The sequence below is a fragment of the Acinetobacter sp. ASP199 genome, from assembly GCF_022700675.1.
Taxonomy (GTDB): domain Bacteria; phylum Pseudomonadota; class Gammaproteobacteria; order Pseudomonadales; family Moraxellaceae; genus Acinetobacter.
The window spans coordinates 2,104,962-2,126,012 of record NZ_CP062182.1; the positions used below are offsets into that span (position 1 = coordinate 2,104,962).

At 41.9% G+C, this 21,051-nt stretch carries 19 protein-coding genes and 1 pseudogene; 7 read left to right on the top strand and 13 right to left on the bottom strand.

The window, feature by feature from the left end:
* Positions 1–12: 12 nt before the first annotated feature.
* The 3 genes from rbtA to cxpE form a co-directional block, all read right to left on the bottom strand.
* Positions 13–1,881 (bottom strand): rhombotarget A, encoded by a 1,869-nt coding sequence (rbtA, locus tag IHE35_RS09990; protein WP_242787243.1) that lies wholly within the window; start codon positions 1,879–1,881, stop codon positions 13–15.
* Positions 1,882–2,002: 121 nt separating this feature from the next.
* Positions 2,003–2,707 (bottom strand): DnaA regulatory inactivator Hda, encoded by a 705-nt coding sequence (gene hda, locus IHE35_RS09995; RefSeq protein ID WP_242787244.1) that lies wholly within the window; start codon positions 2,705–2,707, stop codon positions 2,003–2,005.
* A gap of 14 nt (positions 2,708–2,721) precedes the next feature.
* Complete coding sequence (gene cxpE / locus IHE35_RS10000; protein ID WP_242787245.1) at positions 2,722–3,942, bottom strand: chloramphenicol efflux transporter CxpE; 1,221 nt, start codon at positions 3,940–3,942, stop codon at positions 2,722–2,724.
* 134 nt (positions 3,943–4,076) lie between these two features.
* On the opposite strand from cxpE, the gene purM reads away from it, so the two are divergent.
* Together purM and purN are read left to right on the top strand one after the other, a co-directional pair.
* The gene (gene purM, locus IHE35_RS10005; RefSeq protein WP_242787246.1) at positions 4,077–5,147 is read left to right on the top strand and encodes a phosphoribosylformylglycinamidine cyclo-ligase; all 1,071 of its coding nucleotides are present in this window, start codon (positions 4,077–4,079) and stop codon (positions 5,145–5,147) included.
* A gap of 4 nt (positions 5,148–5,151) precedes the next feature.
* A complete protein-coding gene (gene purN / locus IHE35_RS10010) occupies positions 5,152–5,781 on the top strand; it encodes a phosphoribosylglycinamide formyltransferase (RefSeq protein ID WP_242787247.1) in 630 nt (209 codons plus the stop codon).
* A gap of 57 nt (positions 5,782–5,838) precedes the next feature.
* Here purN and IHE35_RS10015 read toward each other — a convergent pair whose 3' ends face one another.
* Together IHE35_RS10015 and sppA are read right to left on the bottom strand one after the other, a co-directional pair.
* Positions 5,839–6,645 (bottom strand): alpha/beta hydrolase, encoded by an 807-nt coding sequence (locus tag IHE35_RS10015; RefSeq protein WP_242787248.1) that lies wholly within the window; start codon positions 6,643–6,645, stop codon positions 5,839–5,841.
* On the bottom strand, positions 6,642–7,664 hold the full coding sequence (gene sppA / locus IHE35_RS10020) for a signal peptide peptidase SppA (RefSeq protein WP_242787249.1): 1,023 nt from the start codon (positions 7,662–7,664) through the stop codon (positions 6,642–6,644). The genes IHE35_RS10015 and sppA overlap by 4 nt, the downstream gene beginning before the upstream one ends.
* A 128-nt stretch (positions 7,665–7,792) precedes the next feature.
* Here sppA and IHE35_RS10025 point away from each other — a divergent pair, with 128 nt between their 5' ends.
* The gene (locus tag IHE35_RS10025; protein WP_242787250.1) at positions 7,793–8,803 is read left to right on the top strand and encodes a lysophospholipid acyltransferase family protein; all 1,011 of its coding nucleotides are present in this window, start codon (positions 7,793–7,795) and stop codon (positions 8,801–8,803) included.
* Here the strand turns inward: IHE35_RS10025 and IHE35_RS10030 are convergent.
* From IHE35_RS10030 to IHE35_RS10040, 3 genes are all read right to left on the bottom strand, one after another.
* Complete coding sequence (locus IHE35_RS10030; protein ID WP_242787251.1) at positions 8,790–11,243, bottom strand: DNA internalization-related competence protein ComEC/Rec2; 2,454 nt, start codon at positions 11,241–11,243, stop codon at positions 8,790–8,792. The genes IHE35_RS10025 and IHE35_RS10030 overlap by 14 nt on opposite strands.
* Before the next feature lie 96 nt (positions 11,244–11,339).
* The gene (lolD, locus tag IHE35_RS10035) at positions 11,340–12,023 is read right to left on the bottom strand and encodes a lipoprotein-releasing ABC transporter ATP-binding protein LolD (RefSeq protein WP_004815072.1); all 684 of its coding nucleotides are present in this window, start codon (positions 12,021–12,023) and stop codon (positions 11,340–11,342) included.
* Entirely contained in the window at positions 12,016–13,251 is a 1,236-nt protein-coding gene (locus IHE35_RS10040; protein ID WP_242787252.1) for a lipoprotein-releasing ABC transporter permease subunit, read from the bottom strand. Before IHE35_RS10040 ends, lolD begins: the two co-directional genes overlap by 8 nt.
* 26 nt (positions 13,252–13,277) lie before the next feature.
* Between IHE35_RS10040 and IHE35_RS10045 the strand changes: the two genes are divergently transcribed.
* On the top strand, positions 13,278–13,844 hold the full coding sequence (locus IHE35_RS10045; protein ID WP_242787253.1) for a PilZ domain-containing protein: 567 nt from the start codon (positions 13,278–13,280) through the stop codon (positions 13,842–13,844).
* Between the two features lie 10 nt (positions 13,845–13,854).
* Here the strand turns inward: IHE35_RS10045 and IHE35_RS10050 are convergent, their stop codons facing one another.
* On the bottom strand, positions 13,855–14,757 hold the full coding sequence (locus tag IHE35_RS10050; protein ID WP_242787254.1) for an EamA family transporter: 903 nt from the start codon (positions 14,755–14,757) through the stop codon (positions 13,855–13,857).
* A gap of 15 nt (positions 14,758–14,772) precedes the next feature.
* A complete protein-coding gene (locus tag IHE35_RS10055; protein ID WP_242787255.1) occupies positions 14,773–15,246 on the bottom strand; it encodes a YaiI/YqxD family protein in 474 nt (157 codons plus the stop codon).
* A 259-nt stretch (positions 15,247–15,505) separates the two neighbouring features.
* On the opposite strand from IHE35_RS10055, the gene IHE35_RS10060 reads away from it, so the two are divergent.
* Positions 15,506–16,435, top strand: coding sequence for a hypothetical protein (locus tag IHE35_RS10060; protein WP_242787256.1), 930 nt, complete (start codon positions 15,506–15,508; stop codon positions 16,433–16,435).
* 409 nt (positions 16,436–16,844) lie between these two features.
* Entirely contained in the window at positions 16,845–16,985 is a 141-nt protein-coding gene (locus tag IHE35_RS10065) for a hypothetical protein (protein WP_242787257.1), read from the top strand.
* Between the two features lie 57 nt (positions 16,986–17,042).
* Here the strand turns inward: IHE35_RS10065 and serC are convergent, their stop codons facing one another.
* The 3 genes and pseudogenes from serC to IHE35_RS10080 all read right to left on the bottom strand — a co-directional run bounded on the left by serC (position 17,043) and on the right by IHE35_RS10080 (position 19,479).
* The gene (gene serC / locus IHE35_RS10070) at positions 17,043–18,125 is read right to left on the bottom strand and encodes a 3-phosphoserine/phosphohydroxythreonine transaminase (protein ID WP_242787258.1); all 1,083 of its coding nucleotides are present in this window, start codon (positions 18,123–18,125) and stop codon (positions 17,043–17,045) included.
* Positions 18,126–18,257: 132 nt separating this feature from the next.
* On the bottom strand, positions 18,258–18,503 hold the full coding sequence (locus IHE35_RS10075) for a hypothetical protein (protein ID WP_242787259.1): 246 nt from the start codon (positions 18,501–18,503) through the stop codon (positions 18,258–18,260).
* 39 nt (positions 18,504–18,542) lie between these two features.
* Positions 18,543–19,479, bottom strand: a pseudogene (locus IHE35_RS10080) (IS5 family transposase).
* A gap of 108 nt (positions 19,480–19,587) precedes the next feature.
* Between IHE35_RS10080 and IHE35_RS10085 the strand changes: the two are divergent.
* Positions 19,588–21,051, top strand: coding sequence for a TolC family protein (locus tag IHE35_RS10085; protein WP_242787260.1), 1,464 nt, complete (start codon positions 19,588–19,590; stop codon positions 21,049–21,051).

Below are 21,051 nucleotides of genomic sequence, written 5' to 3' on the forward strand. Positions count from 1 at the left end.
CGTATTTCCAAATTATTTTTTTAGTTTTCGCCAGGTCAAGCCACCCATCAATAGTACCAGCCAGAATATACTGGTTGCGCCACCTGATGTTTTGACTTTATCGCTTTTCATATTATTTTCCGCTTCCATTACGATATTTACTCGAATTGGAAGATAAGCGGCATTTGAATCAAAACGATTCATCGTAGTAATTACGCGTAGAGTAAATAGATCTGCGCCAGCTTTAGAATTTCTTGGGGTATAAATTAAATTTCCATCCAGATCTAAAAAAACAGTCCCCTTAGAGCTTACATGAGGCTGCTGTTCAATCAACAAACAACCATCTTGCCACTCTTCACCCTGAGGATGATCCAGTACAATTTCCTTACATTTCTCTTTAGGCAAGAGATCACTATCACCTAATGCTTCTATTATAGAAATTCGGGCAACCTGATTATTTAAATTACCAATCAGTAAATCCTGCCCCACCAGACTCGTATCTCTGGAATCCTGGATTTCAATAGCCCCTCGATCACATTTACCAAACGGTGACTTACTACGCTGGTCATAACCAGCACATGCTGCTTTAGTTGCATCAGTATTCTGTTCACCCTTATTCAATATCGGAGTGCTATTCAAACTTGTATATGTCATCAGGATTCTTGGCCTGAAATATCCCAGAAATTGTTTTTCAGTTTTAGAATAGGGACATAAAATCGCATTTGATGAAGTGATAATATTCGGACATTTGCCTTCTAACTGATCACCAGCAAGAACCGTATAAGCATCATTCAAAATTTCATTGGCATAAATAGAAGACCCCGTACCACAGGAGTTTCCTACCAAGTTATTCTGCAAAATAGAACTTACTTTTACCTGCTCAGAACTAAATTGGCAGTTCTGCTCATTACTAGCGGAGGTACTCGCTGGATTATTCAATACAATACTATTTGCTAGATAACCAGGTTTGTTTACTGTATCAAACTTGACCCCAATTGAATTGCCTACAATTGTAGTGTTATTAACAGCAATAGCATCAAGAATGGTTACTGCTGCTCCTGTATTTCCATACAGAGTGGAACTGTAAATCGAAGCTTGTGGTAGAGTAAGGACATTAGTTTCTGTATTGGATAACACATCCTCAGTATAAATATTGGATGAACGAGAGCTTGTAGCTGTTGTTATATTCTTGCTAATGACAGATTGTCTGATATGGAATTTTGGTAATTCATTATAAATAGCTCCACCTTCATCCGCTGTATTGTTTTCAAGTAAAGAGTTTTGAACAGTCAGACCACCATTTTTAGTTTGATCGGTCTTGTCTTTACCAGCGATATAAATTGCGCCTCCCTCAGTGGCCATACCACGATGTAATTTCACATACTCTAGTGTGAGATTACCTTGGTTATAAATTAAGCCTCCTTTACTCACTTTACAACTACTACCACCACATCCTTCTAGTGTAACTTCACGCAGTCTGACAGATACGGTCTGATTTTTTTCTAAAACTGTTTCAGAGTTAGCAATATTAAAAATTCCGCCCAAGGTATTAGCAGGCAAATTATCCATAACTCTTATAGTTGCATTGCTCAAACCATCATCCAGATTCTCCCCCATCTTCTTCTCATAAGTAGTATGGATATACATAGAGCGTATTATTTGTAATGGAGAATTTAGCTTATAAGTTTCTTTCTCTTTTAACTTAATAACAGGAACAGGCTTGTCATCCCCACAGCCCATATAAGGCCGTTCCATCCCCTGATTAATATATTCCACGGCCTCACGCAGGGAACATTCCTTATCATCCCTGACAATGTCTTCAGTAGTGGTGACGACAATTTCAGCACTGTATGCCTGCCCCATAATACACAGCAAACCAATGCCGAAGCTCTTCTTGAGCATGACCTTCTCCTAATTTCTTATATTCTTTTTTTTATTCTAAAATCGCATCATCCTAGCGATATTTGAATTATTTTGCTCTAATCTGTCATAACTTGAGTAATTACTCAAGAATTTTTATTATTTATCGATATTCGTCAATCAATGCGTAAATCTGCCTTAAATTGGCATTACTTACTTTAAGTTTCTCCCCCTTTAAAAGCTGAATAATCTGTTCAAGTGTCTGTAAAAGTACTGAAGTCTGATGTGGGCCATGACTCAACAGGTAATCAAAAATTTGCTGATCCAGATGAATCCCCCGTCTGTCCAATACTGATGACACTAAAGCAAAACGGTCAGCATAAAGACTACCGTTTGGAACACGAGTACTGACCGCCTGAGTCAAACGAGACTGTAAATCGGGTAATTCCAGCTTAAGTTCAATCGGGGCAAAGCGTGAAGAAAAGACCAGTTGACCGCCACCTTCATTATTATAATTAATTAAGTGAAAAACCGCCTTTTGCCAGTGTGGGACTCCACTAATCGCTTCAATATCATCCAAGGCCACAAGATCATAGCGATCGAGTGAGGTAATCGCTTCTGTAGGTGCATCCAAAAGTTCCAATAGAGAAACCTGAATAGCAGTCTTCCCCACTTCCAGATAAGAGTCACAGATTGCAGAAAGCAAATGGCTCTTACCTGTTCCAGCACTGCCATAGACATAGAAACGATTAATTAATCCCGCATGGAGCTGGCGAACCGCATCAATGACATGCCCCCATCCCGGACCTGAAAAATCACTGATTCGGGCATCGAGCTGGGGTTCAATATCAAGTTGCAATTGACGCATATCTATTTTTTTGCCTATCCATCTTTAAGCTGGGTTTGTTCAATCTTACTCGATTTTTCATCCGCTTGCAGTGCTTTCTCATGCGGCGACTTCAGGTCAATATCTACATCTACATCAGGGGTTTCAATATTGATAGAGCCTGTAGAGGCTTCTTGAATGATGAGTGTTTTATTGCCATAGAGTGCACTTTTTTCATAGAATTCTCGCGCATGACGCAACAAGACAACAATCACTGCAGCCACAGGCAAGGCAATCAGCATACCCAAGAATCCTGCTAATTGTGCGCCTGCCAATACAGCAAATACCACAGCGACTGGTGACAGACCAATTTTATCGCCAAGCAGGAATGGTTGCAGGATATAACCTTCTACAGCCTGACCCACCATAAATACAATACCGACTAGAACCAGCTGCCACCAGTCAATTCCAAACTGGAATAAAGTAGCGATTACTGCGGCAATGATACCAACTGCAAATCCCAGATACGGAATAATACTGCACAGGCCTGCCACCATCCCAATGATCAGACCGACTTCCAGACCAATCAGCTGCAACCCAACTGCATAGACAACGCCTAGCAGTATCATTACCAGAAATTGTCCTTTCACAAATGCCCCCAAAACTTCGTGACATTCTCCTACAATTTTCAAAGTACTACGTTCATACGGACGTGGAATCAGTCGGCGCAGGCTGTCGAGCATGCGCTCCCAGTCGAGCAAAAAATAAAAAGCAATAATGGGAACCAGAACAATTGTTCCACCAATCTGAATAAAACTGATCCCGGATTGTGCCAATTTTAAGGCCATTGCCTGAATGCTGTCTGCACTATAATTAGTCTGGACATAATCCATGACCACACTGGAAATCTGATTGGTATCAATTTCCATCGGCACGAGATTAAAGGTATCAGACAGCCAAGGCAGAAAGGTGTAATTAACCCAGTGAATTCCAGCAGGAATACTGTCACGGGCATACATTAACTGTTTCCAGACGAGTGGTACCAGGTACCACATGGCCAAAGTCAGCACTACCCCGATCCCGATAAAAACAATACTGATAGAGAGCCAGCGTGGCAGACCAATAAGATGAAAACGATCAACTAAAGGACTAAAAAGATAGGCGATAAAAAATGCGCCGACAAATGGAACAACAACAGGCTTAAGCAGATATAACGCCCAAAGAATCAAGGCGATACCAGCCAATATAAAAATACGACGTAAGGTACGATCTACCATAAAGTCTTGCCTTTTCTCTATTAATCATTATAAAAAGTAAAATATTTGAATAAAGATAGCATTTTAGGACATAAATAACATAAGAGTTTCGTATATTCGGGTATAATCAGCGCCGCGAATGCGGAGACTTCATTATGAGCAACTCAACTTCTACCCCAAACACTGGTTTAAGCTACAAAGATGCAGGTGTCGACATTGAAGCGGGAGACGCGTTAGTCGACCGAATCAAGTCCGTCGCTAAGCGCACTAAACGTCCTGAAGTCATGGGCGGTCTTGGTGGCTTTGGTGCACTTTGTAAAATCCCTAAAGGTTATGAAGAACCTGTTCTCGTATCTGGCACTGATGGTGTTGGTACAAAATTACGTTTAGCATTAAATTTAAACCGTCATGACACGATTGGTCAGGATCTGGTTGCAATGTGTGTAAACGACCTTCTCGTTTGTGGTGCTGAACCACTATTCTTCCTGGATTACTATGCAACTGGTCACTTGAATGTTGATGTCGCAGCAAATGTTGTCACTGGTATCGGTACTGGCTGTGAACTTGCTGGTTGTGCATTGGTTGGTGGTGAAACTGCCGAAATGCCTGGCATGTATGAAGGTGAAGACTACGACCTTGCAGGTTTCTGTGTAGGTGTTGTTGAGCAAAGTAAAATTATTGATGGCTCTAAAGTTAAAGCGGGTGACGTTTTAATTGGTGTTGCATCAAGTGGTGCTCACTCAAACGGTTACTCTCTACTTCGTAAGATTCTTGACGTGAAAAACGTTGATTTGACTCAAATCATCGATGGTCGCCCACTTGCAGATGTTGCAATGGAACCAACACGTATTTACGTAAAATCAATTCTTCAATTATTGAAAGAAGTTGATGTACATGCAATGGCACATATTACAGGTGGTGGCTTACCAGGTAACCTTCCACGTGTATTACCTAACGGTGCGCAAGCAGTCATCAATGAATCTTCATGGGAATGGCCGGAACTGTTCAAACTTCTTCAACGCAAAGGTGGTGTAGAACAATTCGAAATGTACCGTACATTTAACTGTGGCGTCGGTATGGTTCTTGCTGTTGATGCAAACGATGCAGACAAAACTGTAGAAGTACTTAACAGCCTTGGCGAAAAAGCATGGGCAATGGGTTCAATCGTGGACAATGCTGAGTCTGTAGAAGGCGCAGATGAAAAAATCCGTGTGATCTTCGCATAATCGCATGATTAAAATTGCTGTTCTTGTTTCAGGCAGTGGATCTAACCTGCAAGCCTTGATTGATGCCAATCTGTCAGGGCAAATTGTCGGGGTAATTTCCAACAAGCGTGAAGCCTATGCTTTGGCGCGTGCGCAAAAAGCTGGAATTCCGACTGCGGTGATTGAACACAAGCAGTATCCGAATCGCGAAGCCTTTGATGATGTTATGCATCAGCAACTGCTGGATTGGGATGCAGATCTGGTGGTACTTGCAGGTTTTATGCGAATTTTAAGTGAAAAATTTGTTAAAGCCTGGGAAGGAAAAATGGTAAACATTCATCCTTCACTACTGCCAAATTACAAAGGTATGCACACGCATCAACGGGTGCTGAATACTGGCGATACCTTGCATGGTTGTACTGTACATTATGTGACAGCTGAACTGGATGCTGGTCAGGCCTTAGCTCAAGGTGTTTTAAAAGTATCTCATCAAGATACCACACACTCTTTAGCTCAACGCGTTCATGTACTGGAACATCTGATTTACCCGCAAGTGGTGGAGTGGATCTGTACAGGTACAATTCAGCATACTACCGCTGGTGTTATGTATCGCGGTCAGTTGATACAGCAACCGGTTCAGTTCTGCAAATTCTAAAGAATACATTGCATAAAAAAACGCATCCTCGGATGCGTTTTTTTATAGTTCTCTTTTTTACTTTAAAGATTGCTCTACGATAATTTGCTTAATCAGACCAACAACTTCATCCGGTCTTTCTAAGGGGAACATATGTCCACCCGGCGTTACCGTAAAGGGAATACCAAATTTCTTCTGGACCAGTTTGGGAAACTGCTTTTTATGAAACAAGCTTTCAGCACCCACAACAAGATGCATCGGCAGCTTAACTGTAGCTTGCGGCAACCACCATAAGGACGGATTGGTACGGAAGATATTCACTTCATTCATTTTAGGAATGGTCAACTCAACCCCTCCCCGTATGGGGTCATCTTTCAAGGCATGATCAATATAGGCTTGAAAACAATCCTCATCAAAGTCTTTATAAAAGCCCTTAGGTCGTAATAATTCTGCTGCCTGTTGACGCGATTCCCAATGATCGCGACGGCGTAGAGATAAAGCAGCGGGTGACATGGTATCTACAGCCTTTAGCTTGAATACCTTTGCCATATGCAGCATGAATGAAGATGGTCCCATGATCAAAGGCGGATCCAGCATGATCACCTGCTCAAACAATTCAGGCCGTTGACGAGCAGCCATCATGGTTAAGGCTCCACCCAGTGAATGCCCGAGCCCGATCACCTTACGACCTTGCGCTTGACGTACGATACTGTCAATCACTTGCTGGGTCAGGCTATTCCAATGATTATCGATTGGATAACGTTTATCTGGACCCAGCAATGGCACATAGATGATGTCATACTCATCTTTTAGCCCATCAAACAGTTTCTGATAAACGCGAGAAGGCACGCCATTGGCGTGCGCAAAATGAATCACTGGCTTCATTGCAGTTTGGTCTGACTTTCAGTACTGAGTTTCTGCGCGACCGAGCTTGCAATCCCTTCACCCAAGGAAGCCCCCATACGGCCCAGGATAGACTCAAATGGGCTGTATTCAACGGTGTAGTTCAAGGCCTTATCAGTTTTCAGTTCACGTTTCAGAGTTTGCAGGCTACCAGTACGGTCAGCAATACCTAATTGCACTGCCTGTTCACCCGTCCAGAACAGACCAGAGAAAATTGCAGGATCCGTTGATTTAAGCTTTGCACCACGCCCTTGTTTCACTGCATTGATAAAGTGAGCATGTACATTATCCAATACACCTTGAACATGGGCTTTCTGTGCAGCATCAACCGGCTGGGTCATCGAAAGCAGTGCCTTATTTTCACCCGAAGTCATGGTACGGTCTTCCACGCCCAGTTTCTGCATCAGGTTACTAACACCATAGTTCGGCATGATTACCCCAATTGAACCGACCAGGCTCGATGGATTGACAATAATTTCATCTGCAGCAGAAGCAATATAATACGCACCCGAAGCACCGGTATCACCAATTACAGCATACAGCTTTTTCTGCGGATACTGTTTTTTCAGGTACTGGATTTCCTGCCAGATTTCATCCGATTGCACTGGTGAACCACCAGGAGAATTGATATTCAGGACGACAGCTTTCGCCGGCTTACTTGCATAGGCTTTCTTTAGTGACTTAATCGTATTGTTACTGTTCACACTTTGCTTGTCTGATGCAATCGTGCCAATAATATCAACCACCGCCAGATGACCCTCTGAAGTTTTAGTGGCATCGGTAGATGCTGTACTGCAGCTTTTGCCCATAGCTAGGATAATAAACAGCAAATAAGCAAAAGTCAGGAATTTAAAGAAAATTCCCCAACGACGTGCACGACGCTGTTCTTCTACAGAGGCAAGTACCGCTTTTTCAAGCAGTTTCCACTCAAGTCCTGTGGGTTGCTGAGGTTGTGGTGTATTTTGTATTTGATTTTCAGGTTTTGGTGGCCAATCGGACATAAACAATCCAACACATAATTATATTGTGCCCATTATATACACCGATTTGAGTATTTCTGTCTAAACCAACAGTTTTATCCTATAATAAATTTCAATTATTCCTTCCCATTGCTATTAATATCAATTCAATGACTGCACAAAGCTCAAAGAATTCAACCTACGGTTTGCTTAAATTCGTCAGCCGACTTCCGCTTCCAATCACAAGATTCATGGCAAGCAGTCTTGCAGGCATTGTAAATCTATTGAAGACTTCCAAGACCTCAGAAACCATTCGCTTTAATCTGAAAATTGCGCTTCCGGAGCTTTCAAAGCAGCAACGCGAAGCAATTACGCGTGCCTCCATCCGTAATGAATTGATGTCTTATTTTGAGTTTTTTAGTATTTGGGGTTCAAGCAATGAAAAAAATCTTCAACGTGTCCACCATGTAGAAGGCGAACATTTACTCAAGGAAGCACTTGCAGCCAATAAAGGGCTTGTGCTGATTGTGCCGCATTTTGGTACCTGGGAAATCATGAATGCTTATATCGCTCAATTTACTCAAATGAGCATCATGTATAAGCCAGTCAAAGATCCTGCTGTGGATGACTTTGTTCGTGAGGCCCGCAGCCGTGAGCAGGCCACCTTATTACCTACCGATGAAACCGGCGTTCGTCAGATTTTTAAAGCATTGAAACAAGGTGGTACGACAGTAATCCTGCCAGATCACACCCCAACTGCTGGCGGTGAATATATTCCTTTTTTTGGTGTGCCCCTCAGCTCCAGTAACCTCAGCGCCAAGCTGATTCAAAAGACCAAGGCAAAATGTCTATTCCTCTATGCCATGCGTAATACTAAAGGAGGCTTTGATATATTTTTCGAGCCCCTCGATGAGCAAATCTATAGCTCTACCCCGAATCAGGGAACCGAGATCATTTTCAATAAAATGGAAGAACTGATCCATCGCTACCCAGCGCATTACCATTGGAGCTATAAACGCTTTAAAGCGCACAAATCTCTTGGTGGCACTATTTATAATATTCCACAGGATGAAGCACTGGCTAAAATTAATGATTTGCGTCAGGCTTATCAGGACGAACAGGCAAAACTTGCAGCAGACGCTTTACAGACCTCAAATACTCATATTGCTATTGAATCTTAAGAGCATCTCTCTGTAACCATCTATATTTTGCTCGATAAGACTCAAAATACATTTGTCTGTCTTTAAAGAAAAATTCAAGGCTACCATGTTCTGGCGTGCTCAGTAATGGAATATTTAAGTCTTGTAATCGTGCTTGAGTCAACCGACTTGGATGACCATAACGATTAAACCTTCCAGCAGAAGCAATCGCGATTTTAGGGCGATAATGCTGCAAAAACTGATAAGCCGAACTATGCTGGCTACCATGATGTCCCAAGACCAACACATCGACTTTTAAATCCGGGTAATCTCTCAGTAGCTGGAACTCTGTTTCCCAGCCTGTATCGCCCATCAGTAAGAAATGCTGATAAGGCCAGGCATCTTTAACTTGTATATGGATAACACAGGAATTTTCATTTTTATCAGGTTTAATCTGATGAAGTGAGTCTAACCGCGGTGACAATACCTGAAAATAAACCTGTTCATTCCAGTTCCAGGATTGTCCCTGCTGACATAATTTAAATTGAATACTTTCATGCAGTTCAGACTGTTCACTGGCCATAAGCTCTGAAACTTTCAGTTGATCACGGATATGCATATAAGCTCCGCTATGATCCTGATCCAAATGGGTTAATATGAGCTGATCAAGCTTTGAAACACCTTGCACGGATAGAAATGGAAGAATAATCTGCTCACCGACACTAAAACGGCTTTCATCATAATTACCACCAGTATCCACCATCATGTTATGTTGGCCTTGACGGATAAAGATGCTTTGACCCTGCCCCACATCCAGCACATGCAATTGAAATGGCGAATGATAAAGCGGTATTGCAATGATGGGGACCAGTCCACACGCTGCCCATGACTTAGGTACCGCTCCACGCGGTATAAAAAGAATTACAAGAATAACTACACTCAATATCAGTAGCCATGGTGTCATAGCGACCGGGATCAGTTCAGGTGAAAACAGATGATCCAGTAGATTTAAAAGGCCAAGTAACATACTGATCATCAGATCGTTCATTTGAAAGATCAGTGCCGCGAATGGTTCCACAATGAAGAAAAATAGAGCAGCAATAATATCCAGTGGCACAATAAGTAGACCAATCCAGGGAATCGCGAAAAAATTACTCAATGGTGCGATCCAGGCCAGCTGTTTAAAGAAAATAATCATTAAGGGAAATAAGGCGACAAAAATTTTCCACTGAGATTCGACTAAAACTTTTACTGCAAAATATAGACGTTGTCCTGGACTTTGGATTACATCTCGTGGTTGTCGCTGTATGGTCTGATAAATTCGCAGCAAGACAAAACAGGCACCATAAGACAACCAGAAAGCTGCGGACAAAATACTAAAAGGATCCATTAACAGTAATATTGCTGCACTTAAGATCAGTAACTTTAAAGGTTGCACATACTGCCTCAACCAGATACTGGCCGTGATCATTACACAGATCAACAAGGTACGTAGGGCCGGAATTTCAAAACCAACAAAGGCGCAGTACAGCAAGACACAAAGTAAAAAAGGTATACTCAGGTAATATTGTCTGGGCCATTTCAGATAGAGAGCTGGAAAAAGCCCGGCTGTCAAAAACTGTAAACTCGCACAGAATATCAGTGCAAAAATCACTACATGCGGCCCAGAAATTGCCAGCAGGTGACTCATACCAAAACGGCGAAACTGCTGTTCAATTGCTGGATCCAGTAAACTCTCATCTCCCGTTAGCAGAGCCAGCATCAACCCTTTGTTTCGTATTGGCTGTTGGTAAATAAATACTCTTAACTCTAATCGTTTTTGTTCAATCCAGAGAAGTAGCTGGGATCTTAAACTTTGCTGTTGGCGTAAATGCTGGCTAAAACCGAGTGCATAAACTTCTTGCTGGGTTAAAGGCTGAATCTGTTGAATACGAAATCCTGCCATCAGGTTCTGCTCAAGGTGCCATTTCTCTACATCGAATGCACCGGGCGTGGCATAGGCATGTACCGGTCGTACTTCCCCATTCAGTCGATAATACTGTCCCAGCTGGAGTTGATTTGACATATTAAACGCAGCCTGCACTGGTCCTTCCTGTTTAACAGAACCTAGCCACTGCACGATCATCCCATTCGGCTGTAATACCTGTAAGGGTTGCTGAATACTGTGGGTATTTATTTTATTGAGCCGAGAAATATAAACGATGGCTTCTCGCTGCTCGACTTCTTTCTCGATGAATTGCAAACGCTGATCAAGAGCATGATTGGCAAAGCCCTGCCCTAATAAAAAGCTCAGACTTAAGGAAAGGAAAATAGAAAGAGAACGTAGATAAACATGATGCAGCCTTAAATGGATGACCCGGTAGATAAGCACCCATACCAGCATGATCAGGCAGACTGATCCTGCTGATAACTGGTATTCAGCTTTACTCCACCCCATTGTTGTCAAGCCAAGAATCCAGCCTACACCTAGCCATTGCAGCATGATTTTTCTTTTTATTGTTATTTTATGACGCAATAATAAAGCCCACCGGAGTGAGCTTCAATCAAAGAGGATTATTCCAATATTTTTAGGAAAATATCAGTCATTCACCCATAAACCATCCTGCATATGCAGAATACGATCTGCTGACTGCGCCAGCTGCTCATCATGGGTTACGATCAGCATGGCCATATTGAATTCCTGACGTAATTCGGTCAGTAGCTCAAAAATTTTCACTGCAGTTTTACGATCCAGATTCCCGGTCGGTTCATCGGCCATCATCAGTTTTGGTTTCCCCACCAAGGCACGTGCCATAGCTACACGCTGGCGTTCACCACCAGACAGCTCACCCGGTTTATGGGTTAAACGATGACTTAAGCCCACACGTTCCAGCAGATATTCGGCTTGCTGTTTTACTTCCTTGAATTTGCTGCCCTTACGTAGCATCAGTGGCATCGCGACATTTTCAAGCGCGGTAAACTCCGGCAGAAGATGGTGGAACTGATAAACAAAGCCCAAGTGTTCATTACGCACATAACCACGCTCAGCTTCAGACAGCGTATCAAAACGCTGGCCGTTCACCATCACGTGACCCGAAGTTGGACGATCCAAACCACCGAGCACATGCAGTAAAGTACTTTTACCTGAACCACTTGAACCGACAATTGAAACAAACTCGCCGGCCTGTACCTGCAAAGACAGACCACGGATCACTTCAACTGTAGATTTACCATCGGTAAAAGATTTTTGAATATTCTGGGCATCTAGAATGATATTACTCATAACGCAATGCCTCCGCAGGCTGAATCTTCGCTGCACGTAACGCAGGATAGATTGTTGCTACAAAACTTAAGATCAATGACAACACGACAATCAGTACTACATCCTGCCAGCGCAGATAAGACGGCAAGTAGTTAATGAAATAAGCATCAAACATATGCAGACCCAAAGTATTGTTCAGCCAGCCCACCAGGCTACTGATACTGGTTGCAGCAATAATACCTAGAATTGCGCCAGCACATGTACCAATCACACCAATAACAGTGCCCTGCACCATAAAGATTTTGGTAATAGTCGCAGGGGAAGCACCTAAAGTACGTAAAATGGCAATATCTGATTTCTTGTCAGTTACCACCATCACCAGAGAGGAGACAATATTAAACGCTGCGACCAAGACAATCAGGAACAGTAGCAAACTCACCATTGCCTTTTCCATCTGAATGGCACTAAACAGGTTACCGTGAGTATAAGTCCAGTCAGATGCATAGAAGTTTGCAGGCAAATTCATGACAATATCACGTGAAACTTGCGGTGCCAGGAAGATATCATCCAGCTTCATGCGGATCCCCTGTGCACCATCTGGCAGACGTAGCAACGTTGCAGCATCATTCAGGGCGATATAGCCCATCATTGAGTCCACTTCTGCACCGATACTAAAGATCCCGACCACATTAAAGCGTTTAAAGCGTGGCACTACACCAGCAGGTGACGGCGTAGCTTCCGGTAATACCAAGGTAATGCTGTCGTTTAAACCGACCCCCATTGAGTCTGCCATCTGCTTGCCCAAAACAATCCCGAACTCGCCTTTTTTCAGCTGATCGATACTGCCTTCCACCATATGATTTTGAATGATAGAAACATTTTTCTCATAATCGGGTTCAATCCCCGTGACCATGATCCCCGCAACCTGCCCTTGCGCAGTCAGCATTCCCTGTAACTGGGTAAATGGAGCAACACCTTGAACATGCTCATGTTGTTCAATTTTTTTTGCAAGTTCAGGCCAATTTGTTAAAATTTGTGTTGAAGAAACAGTGGCTTGAGGTATCATTCCTAAGACACGGTTTTTTAATTCTCGATCAAAACCGTTCATTACAGACAGTACTGTAATGAGGACTGCCACACCGAGCGTGAGGCCGATCATAGAGACTAAAGCGATAAAAGAAATAAAGTGGTTACTGCGCCGTGCGCGAGTATATTTCAACCCTATATACAGCGAGATTGGTTTGAACATAACCATCTAGTCCGAGGTAATAAATTATGGAAAATTTACAGCATCAGCATGGAGTTACTGAAAGACGTGTCATGTCACGCATCGATGCTGCCTTACGAATTAATTATCAGATTATTTCCGATGATGTTGCCTTAAATGATCCTTACGATGCTAATTTCGTTTTGCCCCGCTATTTTCTACTACTTGCCGAGTTAGATCAATTTGATCATGCGCTCAACTACGAATTAGAACAATTAGCTGAAAAAGATCAACAAATTGCTCGAATCTTATCCTTATTTAACCAAAAATTAAACCTGATCACCGGGTCTTTATACGATTCAATTGTACAGAGCATGTTACCTGTACCTGAAGATGTGAACTTTTCCGAGTCTGGTTTAAGCTTTTTCAGTACACATCCGATCAAAGAAGGTAGCTATATTCACCTGACTTTGAGTCATCCGGAAAACTTCTTTCATATCGCAGCTACGGCGCAAGTCGTTTATAGCCGTGCAGAAGAAAATGGCCAATTCCGCACTGGTGCTTATTTCATTACGCTACACCCACAAGACCGTGCAAAAATTGGCGAATGTGTGAAATCTTACGAGACTCAATAATTTAGTTCAATTATTGAGTTTTATGGCGGGCCTGAATACTTGCCCGAATTTCTTTCAGGAAATATACAACCAGACCAGACAACAAAATCACGACGCCGACCAAAGCAATCAGCGGCAATTTTTCATTATTTAATAAAGCCCCAATCATCAAGGCCAACATTGGTGTCAAAACATTGGTGAGCGACAAGGTCGTCGGTTTGATCTTCTGCACCAGTTTAAAATAACAGAACATTGCGATCAGCGAAGCCATCACCACCGCATAACCTAATCCAAATAGACTCTTGGCATGTGGCATGGCAGTGGGTGCATATTGCCAGATGAATGGCAGCATACAGATAGAAAAAATTACCGACAATCCGATCGATCCTGCTGCCTGTGCCATCGGATCAACCGGTGCATTGATCTTTTTCACCCAATACATGGACATGCAATAGACCAGTACACCCATCAGCGCAATCACAATGCCCACGGGTTGAATATGCTGATCTGCATCCCCTAGACAAATGATGGAAAGACCTCCCAAGGCAATTGCCATCCCCAGCCATTGATTGAGGGAAAGATGCATCCCAAACATGAAGCGGCCAATCAGGCCGGAAATCACCGGTGAAAGACCAAACATTAAGGCGATAATACCGGAGCTAAGATAGTCTGTAGACCAATAGGTAAAGGTCTGCGAGCCGATAAAACTGCAGGCACCTGCCAGATAGCTATGTAAGGAAATACCGTCTAATGGCAACCGGGTCTTAAACAGCCAAAGCAACCCCAAAGCCAAAGGCAGAGCCAGAAAGAACCGGATTACCAATGCCCACATCGGATGCAGATCTTCCACACTCCAGACAATTGCCAGTGGTGTGGTCGACCAGATGAAAATCAGTAAGGCATAGGTCACCATCAGGTTACTTTGTTTGGGCATTTAAAGATGTTCTCGTTATTTTATAGCTGTTTTGCGCTTTTGCTTTTGAATGGTTTGATCAAGTGAACTGGAAAACTCGCGTTTATCACGCTCAGAAATTGGTGGCGGTCCACCAGTTTGTACCCCGGCTCCACGCAGCGTATCCATAAAGTCACGTAAATGCAGACGCGCTTTGACATTGGCCGTGGTATAGATTTCACCTCGTGGATGAATGGCAATACCACCCTTTTCAATCACTTGTGCCGCCAGCGGAATGTCTTGGGTAATCACGATATCATGTTCCTTCATGCGATCTACAATTTCCTGATCTGCCGCATCGGCACCACTAAGTGCCTGAATCGAATTAATACGAATTGAAGGTGTGACGCCTACAGGCTGGTTTGCTACAAAAGTTACTTCAAGCCGATAGCGGTCTGAAGCGCGAATAATGACATCTTTAAGAATACGAGGTAATGCATCGGCATCTACCCAAAGTTTAAATGGCAACACGCATGGATCCGGTATGGAAATGAATGCCGTCTATTCTAGCAAATGCAGCGCTCATCATTCCGGTTTTCTTCATACCCTTTTGATATGCTCACGTTTCGCACACACTTCTGGCAATTACAATTATGCTGATCTCTGGACTGCGAATAAGAATTGACAAGAATCCGGTGGCAATTTAATTTTAAAATTCATCTGATTGACTTGAAAAATCAGAATAACCCTCGATTAACTATAAATAAGCAATCCCAGATCAATTGTGCATATGAAAAATTCAAACAGTCCTGAGATCATCACCATTGATGATCAAAACTTCGGTAGTCATGTTGAACACTGGAATCTCCTTACAGACGATCCGGGTACCGATGTACCGAAGTGGTTAACTCAGGCACTTGATGCCCCGGTCATGCCGATGGGTCTCTGCAAACAAGAATGCGATATGGATGAAAACACCTGGCTGATTCAGGGTCCGAGCAAGGCCACTGTGCAGTTAAGCCAGATCATTGAGGTGGAAAGCAATAAACCCAAAGCTGTGAAAACTGCCTTTCCATGCTTCGACAGTCCTTATAAAGTGAAGGCACAAATTGAACGGATTATCAGCTGCAAGTCTAATACTCAAGCCGTATTACGCCTGAATCTGGGTCTGAACAATATTGTGTATGCGTTTGACAGCCTGTATAGCGTCAATCATACACAATACGATAAAGACCAAAATTATCTGGTGAATTTGAATGCCTGGGCTTATGAACTCGAGCCTGTAGCGGAACATGAACATCTGATTGTCGATGATCCGGCTTCAATCAAGCATCACCGTGCGCTGAATGATATTCTGGCAGCAAATAATGGTGTTGCGCCTGACAATCTGCAGGAACAGATTGATGCCTGGGAACCAAAATCTGAAGATGATAAAGCGCCAGTGACTGTGGATTTCTCTAAAATGGTTGCTTACTTGTATGGCGAAACCATTGGTCAGGAAGATGAAGCCTGGTTCCAGGGTAATATTGTCGGTAAAACTTCAATGCAGTTTATGGATCAGGAATACACACTTTATGATGTAACCCTGATTCATGATGAAGGTCGTCCTGCGACCCTGATCCGTGTTGCTACGCGCAATACAGCACATAAAGACTTCAGCATTGGTCAATATATCCGTGGCAATCTTTGGATTCAGGCTAACATTTATAGCAAAGCCTAAATTTTCCACAGTTTAAATTCAAAAAACAGGAGATATTCACATTTGCTGAGTATCTCCTGTTTTTTTAAATGAATATTTTCATTGATGATTTTATTAAACTGGTTATTTTATCCACAATTTAATCTACTAAATACAGTTTATAAATTCATAAATTAATCACTTATCCACAATTTCAAATTCAAATAAATTCATTTTTTAAATAGCTCATATGATCACTGATATTATGAATACCCTGCAAACAGTGCTTTTTACTTTGAAAGGATTAATAAAAGGATTTATTAAATTAATTTAAAAAAATAATAACTTTATGCAGTTAAATTAAGAATGTACTTTATTTAACCAATTTTTTATGATAAAAATGCTCATAACAAATAGTAATTAACGATAAATAGATCGGACCATAATATCTATGAAAATCGTACAGGAAGAAAACTTACATCAAGTCGAGCATCATCTCAGCTCTGGCTATCACATTGATATGATGTCATGCTTGTTCTTTGCCTTGGGCATGCTGATCTGCGGCTTTCTACTCCATCTTTTTGTGTTTTAATTTTCAGAATTGAATGATAAAAAACCCAGCCTGAGCTGGGTTTTTTGCATTCTGGATTTAAGCGTTGCGTTTTGCAAACTCATCCATGAATTTTACCAGTGCCTGAACACCTTCAAGCGGAACAGCATTGTAGATACTTGCACGCATACCACCTACTGAACGGTGACCCGCAAGATTTAACAGATGATTTTCTTCAGCTTCTTTCAGGAACTGTTTTTCCAGTTCTGGTTTAGCCAAAGTAAATGGCACGTTCATGATTGAACGGTTTTCTTTGGCAATCGGGTTTGCATAGAAGTCACTAGAATCAATATAACCATACAGCAGTTCAGCTTTTGCAAGGTTGGCTTTGTAAATTGCATCGACACCGCCCTGCTCAAGCAACCATTCAAACACTAAACCTGATAAGTACCAGGCATAAGTTGATGGTGTATTCACCATAGAATCATTTTTCGCCTGATCTGCATATTTCAAGATGCTTGGAATTTCCGGTTTCGCTTGATCTAGTAGATCATCACGGATAATCACTAGCGTCAAACCAGCAGGACCAATATTCTTTTGCGCACCCGCATAGATCAAGCCAAATTTAGATACATCGATTGGCGCAGATAAAATGCTTGAAGAGAAGTCACACACCAATGGCTTGTCAGTTTCAGGAATATGAGCAAATTGCAGACCGCCGATGGTTTCGTTATCTGCATAGTGCACATAAGCCGCATCATCAGACAAGTTCCAGGTACTTTGTTCAGTAATCGCTAATTTACCATCAGCAGTTTTAGTACCCGCTTCAATGACATTGATGTCGCCATAGCGTTTTGCTTCTTTCAGCGCTTTTTCAGACCAGATGCCAGTATGGATATAGTCAGCTTTGTTGTTTTTACCCAACAAGTTCAATGGAATTGCAGAGAACTGTAGCGATGCACCACCCTGTAAGAATAATACTTTATAGTTCTCAGGAATGTTCATGAGTTTGCGTAGGTCCGCTTCTGCTTTTTCAGCAACCGCGACGTAGTCTGCACTACGGTGGCTCATTTCCATGATCGAAAGACCCTTGCCCTGCCAGTTAAGCATTTCAGCTTGAGCTTTTTCAAGAACGGCAGTAGGTAATGCAGCAGGACCAGCACAGAAGTTGTACGCGCGCATGATTTTTCCTTTCAGAGTGAAACACAATAAAATGATGGCATTTAACCATATCTGGGCTTAGCTTGCACAAAATTATTTCAATCCATGAATGAAGATAGAGTCAAAAAATCAATGTAGATTCGAGGGATAAATTTAACTCGCACGATCAAGCTCAGTTTTATTACTATAATTTTTTATAATTTTAATCATTTGAGCTATAGATAATTCCAAATCGTTTATATCATACATATTAGATTTCATATATTGGTTTTCAGGATGGTGAATATGATTTCTAATAAAATGCATTAAAGTTACACTTTCAAATTTTTCACCATCTTTAGTCCACTGATGATCTTTTGATACAGCATTGTTTTGTTCAAGCCAATGGCTTTGTTGCATAAAGATTTGAAAGGCTGAGCTCCTCTAAGTGAGCTAAATTTAAGAGATAACTTGGGTATGAGGGCGACCTAATTCTGTGAACCGGTTGAGTACTGCTACGCGTGCATGAATCTCATTTACCTGACTAGGAAAACTCCTTGATGTTAATTTATCGCCTAATAGTTTGATGCAATGCATTTTGGTTTCTATCAAACTTCGACGATGATAACCAGACCACTTTTTCCAAAGCGTTCTTCCTAGAAGTTTAACTGTTTTCAGTAATTCATTCCGTTCTAAAGATCTCAATTTCTGATCTTTCCATGGTTTTGCATTTTTCCTTGGCGGAATGACCGCATGTGCATCTCGATCTAAAATGACTTGTCTGCAGTGCTTCGTGTCATAAGCACCATCGGTATAGACCGAATCAATTCGTTCATCTAAGGGAATTTGAGAAAGTAAATCACCGAGTACTTGCGAATCGCTGACATTGTTTGTAGTGAGTTGTACTGCACGTATTTGTAGGGTTTTAGCATCAATACCAATATGAAGCTTACGCCATTGGCGACGATATTCAGGTCCATGTTTCTTACGTTTCCACTCACCCTCACCTAGAAACTTCAAGCCAGTTGAGTCTACGAGTAGATGTAGCCCATCGCTACTTTTTTGATAGCTAATCGCAATATCAATATACTTTTGCCTTCTGCATATGGTCGAATAATCTGGCGCTATCCAATTTAATCCAGAGAGTTTAATCAAGCTTTGAACAAAACCTGTGACCATGCGTAAAGAGAGTCTGAATAAAGATTTGATCATTAAACAGCATTGAATAGCGGTGTCTGAGTAAGTTTGACTTCGACCTTGCTGGGCTTGTGGTTGTGCATACCACTGAGTGTTTGGATCAAACCAGATTGAAATATTTCCTCGGTTAATTAATAAGGGCACGATTGTAGGAAGACCAGTTAGTGGTACGATAGATTTCAGGAGTAGGTTTATTCATTTTGAAATTATAGGACTGAATAAATCTTCTAGGCTAGGTTTGTGCAACAAAGCCCTTCATTTATAATACCCATAAAACTGATTTAATATGATTTTGCATTTCTACTTTATGAATATGAAGAAAAATAAACGATGTGTTTACTGGGGTCTGTCTGTACTTGCATCCATGATGTATGGCGGCTTTGCCTATGCACAAACTATCAGCTTTCAGGATGCAGAACGACAACTACTGCAACGTTCCTATACCAGTCAGGCTTTCCAGAATCTGGAACAGGCTGCAAAACTTGAAGCAGAAGCGGTTAAAGGCATTGGTTTGCCACGGGTTGATCTGAATGTCCGTGCTTATGCCTTTCGTAATGAATTAGACATTCCTTTAGGTGCTGTTAAAAATAACCTTGAGCAGTCACTTACCAATGGCTTAAATAATAAAATTGATGAGTTTAATTTAGACCAGGCTATTGCCGACCCGCTTAAAGAAAGCCTGAAGCAACCTATTCAGGATGGTGTTGGTTTACTTCCAGATTCATCCAATGTTGTACTTAGAGATGAAGTTATTCGCCCGACTATTTCAGTGATGATGCCACTTTATACCGGCGGACTTACCCGTAGTGCCAAAGAAATAGCCAGTATTCAGGCGGGACGCAGTGAATTGAGCAACCAGCAACAGCAGGATACACAACGCTTTGAACTGATTCAGGCTTATTTTAATGTGCAACTGCAAAAACAGTTATGGGAAGCCGCACGTTTTAATTCAAATGCCATGCAGCAACATTACCGTAATGCGCTGAAAATGGAACAGCAGGGATTCATCAGTAAGGGTCAGCGCATGCAGTTCGAAGTGGCACACAACAATGCTGAACGCACACAACAAAATGTTCAAGCCAATCTGACTGCTGCCCTATTCCAGCTGAATAATCTGCTACAGGATAGCAATATTACCGAGCTAAGCACACCTTTATTTGTAAATCGTGCTGAACCTCAAAATGTAAATATTCTGCTCAGCAGTTTTAGCCAGAACTCCCCTCTTATTAAAAAGGTGAAAATGGATACTGAGCTGGCCAAAGCCAATGTTAAAGCCCAGCAGGCAACAAAAAGACCCAATGTATTTGCCTTTGGTGAATATAGTCTGGATGAAAACCAGAACTGGATTGTAGGCGTTGCAGCACGTTATAACTTATTTTCCGGCATTGATAAAAATAAGAATATTCAGGCTGCCGAACTGAAGCGTCATGCAGCAGAATTGATGACGGCACGTACCCAACAGGAAATTGAGAATCTGATTTATAAATCATTTAGTGAAGCGGTCAGCGCCCAGCAAAGTGATCTGTTATTACAACGAAACCTGAAAGCAGCACAAGAAAATCTGCGTATTCAGCAACTGTCTTTTAAGGAAGATGTTGGCACCGCGATTCAGGTAATTGATGCGCAAAATATGTTGAGTGGCCTGAAAGCTGAAATGGCCCTAAATGCCTATAAATACATCATGTCACTTGCCACTTTATTGCAAAGCCATGGCTCAATTACTGAATTTCCTGACTATATGCAACATGCCAATACCCACTATATTCGTTAA